Source organism: Micromonospora lutea, assembly GCF_016863535.1.
Lineage (GTDB): Bacteria > Actinomycetota > Actinomycetes > Mycobacteriales > Micromonosporaceae > Micromonospora > Micromonospora lutea.
In genome coordinates this window covers 1-3806 of sequence record NZ_BOPB01000044.1, presented here as the reverse complement: position 1 = coordinate 3806, position 3806 = coordinate 1, and the positions used below count along the sequence as shown (strand labels likewise).

Here is a 3806-nt window from a genome sequence, read left to right as displayed (position 1 = left end):
CGCTGCGTTACGTCGACCTGCGACGCAACCTCGTTGAGGTCACTGCTCAGGGCTACGGGGAGCACATCGACGGATCGCCCGTCTGGGTCGAGATGCCTCCCCTCGGGCAAGAGCTGGTCGAGCGCTACGGTCCGCTGTCGTGGCTCGACACCCAGTGGGGCTGGGCGCTGCTCGGCGTTGTCCGTTGGGACGAGGTCTGACGGCGAGTCCAGCGGGGCGGAGCCGCCGTCGTTGGGCGATGGCGTGGGCGAGACGCCACGGTTCGCCTCCGCGATTCGCTGAGCGTGGAAACGGATGCTGGGTGGAATGCCCCGCGAGTCGTCCGGCAGCGCTAGGGCCTGATGCCTGACCGCCTCTCCCACGCTTTCATCGACCTCGGCCAGGAGTGCACCGGCCACAGCGGCACCGCCGAGAACTCTGAGCTGGCCACTGCCGTCTCTCAGGCCCAGCACGTCGGGAACGGGGTTGTCCACCTCCAGGGAAGGCCCCTCAAGCGCTGTCAGCTCCACCTCGGACAACAGCCGGTGCGCGCCACCGGGAAGCCGCGGCTCTTGCCCGATGGAGAGCACCACCCGGTCGTATACCTGCTCGGTACCATCGCTGAACCTGACGACGAACGCTCCGTCGACGGTGTGCCGGATGCCGACGATGCTGCGCAGCGACATCCCCGACACGCGCGCCCGGGCAGCGTCCGAGTACGCACCGAGGCCAGGCAAGTTGTTACGCCGGTTGTCGCCGCCGCTGAAGCTGAACTCCAGTTGTGCTCGGGCGTCGACTGCGGGATCGCCCGTCACCCGATCCGCCGGTAGCGGCCTGGCCTGGGCCGACCAGTCGATGCGTCCAGCCGTGGAGGCTGCCGCCTGCTCGATGTCCCACGCGCCGGACGGTCCCGCGCCGTAGACGAGTACCCGGTCGCCCGACTGGTAGGAGTCGGCCAGATTCTGCCCCCCGAAATCGACCGGCGGTGCGGCCGGACGGGGGTCGGTGAACGAGCCGTCCGGGGCATGGCCTAGCCGGGCGGCCACCTCCTCAGGCAGCGTCCGCGGATCGACCGGAACTCCTGCCCGATCCTGGACCTGCCCGGTCAGGATGTCGACGGCGTGACCGGAGGCGGGGTCGATCACCAGCGGATCCGTCGGCCGGCCACCGAGATCGGTGAGCAGCGGCAGGTCAGCCGCACCCGTACCGGTACCGCCGAGGACGGCTCGTACGGCCGGAGGAAGATCCTCCGGGTGGACGACCGCGCCGGTCGGGTCACGGAACACCGGGGCGGACCCGGACCGGTCCACGCGATAGCCGCTGGTCGGATCGACGTACTGACCGTCGGTGGTGGTCGGCGCGCTCGGCACCCGGGAGGGGCCGGGGCCGGTCGCGATGTCGAGCGATGCGGTGAAGACCTCCCGTCCGCCGATGGTCACCCGGAAGTTCGCGCCGGCCGGCCACCCGGCGGCGTCGGCCGGGCGAGGCGTGACCGAGGTCGCCAGTCCCTGGTAGGTGGGCATCCCGCTGAGCGCCCGCGCCGCGCCCACCGCGTCGGCGAAGACATCGGACGGGGTGAAGCCGGTGCCCTCCTCGGCGAGCACGGATGGCTGGAACGGCAACCCGGGAAGCTCCAGCTCGGAGGGGATCTGCCCCATCAGCAGCGTCTGACGCTCCGCCCACGGGTCGTGTCCCTGCGAGACACAGAGCACCGGCGGCAGGCCGGACCCCGTGTCGGCGGGGGCTCCCAAGGTGACGAAGTCGGCGGTGGCGGCCCACCCTCCACCGATCACCAGCCGACCGAAGACGTGGTCGGGTGTCGCGTCCAGCGCGGAATCCACTCTGGCGGTAAGCGCGAGGTCGGCCTCGTTGCGTAGGGCGGTGGCCTGCTGGGCCCAGGCTCGGGCTTCGGCACGGACCGACGACTGAGCGGCACGCAGCTCCGCGACGAGTTGTTGCCCGTCACTCGACGCGTGCCCGACCAGGCTCTCGACCTCAGCGGCGAGCGTGCCGAGATGGTTCCGGATCAGCTCCAGGCGCGCCTGGGCTGCCTTCGGCCCGACCACCGGCACGTTGGCGCCGTGCCCGTGCACAGGGGCATCGCGCTCCTGCTCCAGAAGACCGGAGGCAACGAGCAGACTCAACGCCTCGGCCCGCAGTTGACCGGCCTGTGCCGGATCGGACGTGGTGGAGCTGTCCGCGAGCACGACCCGCAGTTCGGCGAGGCGGCCGATGTCCTGTGCGGTCAGTACGCGGGTGCCGTCGCCCTCCGGGCGGGCGCCCTCGGCGAGCGCCGTGGTGGCGTCGACGCGCAGCCCCACCGCTCGTTCCTGAGCGACGGTGTCCACCTCGGCCAGGGTCGCGGCGACCGCGCGGCGGACGTGGTCCGGGTGCGCCCCGGTCGACACCTGCACCACCGCGCCATCAGCGGCGTACTGCACCGTGGCGACTGGCGCGAGCGGCACATCGTTGGCCGGGGTGGCCAGTTCGATGCGCACCGGGTACGGACCGTCCAGCGTCTCCAGGGTGACTGTGCCGGTGGCCGGGTCGACGTGGACGCCGTCCGGCAAGGGTCCACCGTGCAGCGCTGCCTGAATGGCCTCGCTGGTTCGTACCGGATCGGCGTCGAGCAGCGCACCACCGAAGGTCGTACCAGCGGCAGCCTGCCGAAGATCGGGCCCGTCGGCGTCGATCGCGGAATCAGCTCCCGGAGGACCGCCGGGGCCGGTGGGTCCGGCATCGCCGATCGTTGCGTCCGACGGCGGCGACCCGTCGGTCGGGATCAGGCCGTGGGCCCCGCCTCGGGCCACACCTGCCGGCCCTTGATCCTGCCCTCGCGTCGCGCCTGCGCGTATTCCTCCATCACCCGGCGCGGCGGCAGGCTGGTGTGAGCCGTGATCACTCCCGACCGGTCGATGATGTAGCTCCCCTGGCCCACGTGCATCCCCGAGGCCCGTTCCTGCTCCGAGAGTCTCTCCCGGGCCAGCCAGCCGAACTCGAACTCCCGAAGCACTATCGGATTCTCGGTCCGCAGCAGTCCGCTGATCAGCGTCAGCGCCTCGTCCTCGGTCAACTCGCCCCTCTCCGTCAGGCACCATCATCGCCCACAGGGCGTGGGTTTCCCGCACATCGGCGGCCGGCATCTCCGTCGACGTCGTGCCGGTCTGCGGGTCCCACCACACCGGCGCGTCGGCACCCGCCGGAAAAACGATCACGAAGCCATGCGAGCCGTCGACCTCGGGTTGGCCGGTTTCATCGAGGATCACGTTGCCGGCAGCGTCGAGGAGCAGCCAGTCCGCCACCACCAGCGCCGACGCCCCCGGGCCGGCATCCGCGACCTGCTGGTAGAGGCCGGCGTACTGGGCGGCCACCGCGTCCGTACGCGCGGACAGGTCAGCCGGTAGATTGCCGGGGCCGCCTTGCCACTCTCCGCCGACCCACGCCTCGGCGCGCTCCAACCCGCCCCGCTCGCCGGAGATGCGGTCGATTGAGCCGTCGTCGAGCCGGTCCGCCCAACGCGGCACGGACACCTGCGGATCGCCGTGGAAGCTGGCCAGTGCCGCCAGGGACGAATCGAGGCAGTTGTTGCCGCGGCCGGGCCGCTCGGGTCCCCCGTCGTTGACCAACTGCCCGTACGGGTGGGTCGACGGATCCGCGAAGACCGCGTACCCCTGCGGGGTGGCGAGGCTCGCCGCGAGGTCGGCCTGGAAGCGTAGGTCTTCCAGCGGTGCCAGCTCACCCGGGCCGAACCGCCGGCTCTCCGGCAACGACGGGGTGGCGGTGAACGGGCCGTCCGTCGATACGCTGCCGTCATGGCCACGCCCGCC

At 71.6% G+C, this 3806-nt stretch carries 2 protein-coding genes and 1 pseudogene; all 3 read right to left on the bottom strand.

The window, feature by feature from the left end; translation table 11 throughout:
- Window positions 1-2549 (bottom strand): hypothetical protein (locus Vlu01_RS27185; RefSeq protein WP_204004961.1); only part of this gene is annotated, 2549 nt, incomplete at its 3' end.
- 212 nt (window positions 2550-2761) lie between these two features.
- Window positions 2762-3052, bottom strand: a complete 291-nt coding sequence (locus tag Vlu01_RS27180; RefSeq protein ID WP_204004957.1) for an SUKH-4 family immunity protein — start codon at window positions 3050-3052, stop codon at window positions 2762-2764.
- Between the two features lie 142 nt (window positions 3053-3194).
- Window positions 3195-3509 (bottom strand): annotated as a pseudogene (locus tag Vlu01_RS28045) (toxin glutamine deamidase domain-containing protein); the annotation flags it as partial.
- Window positions 3510-3806 lie beyond the last annotated feature (297 nt).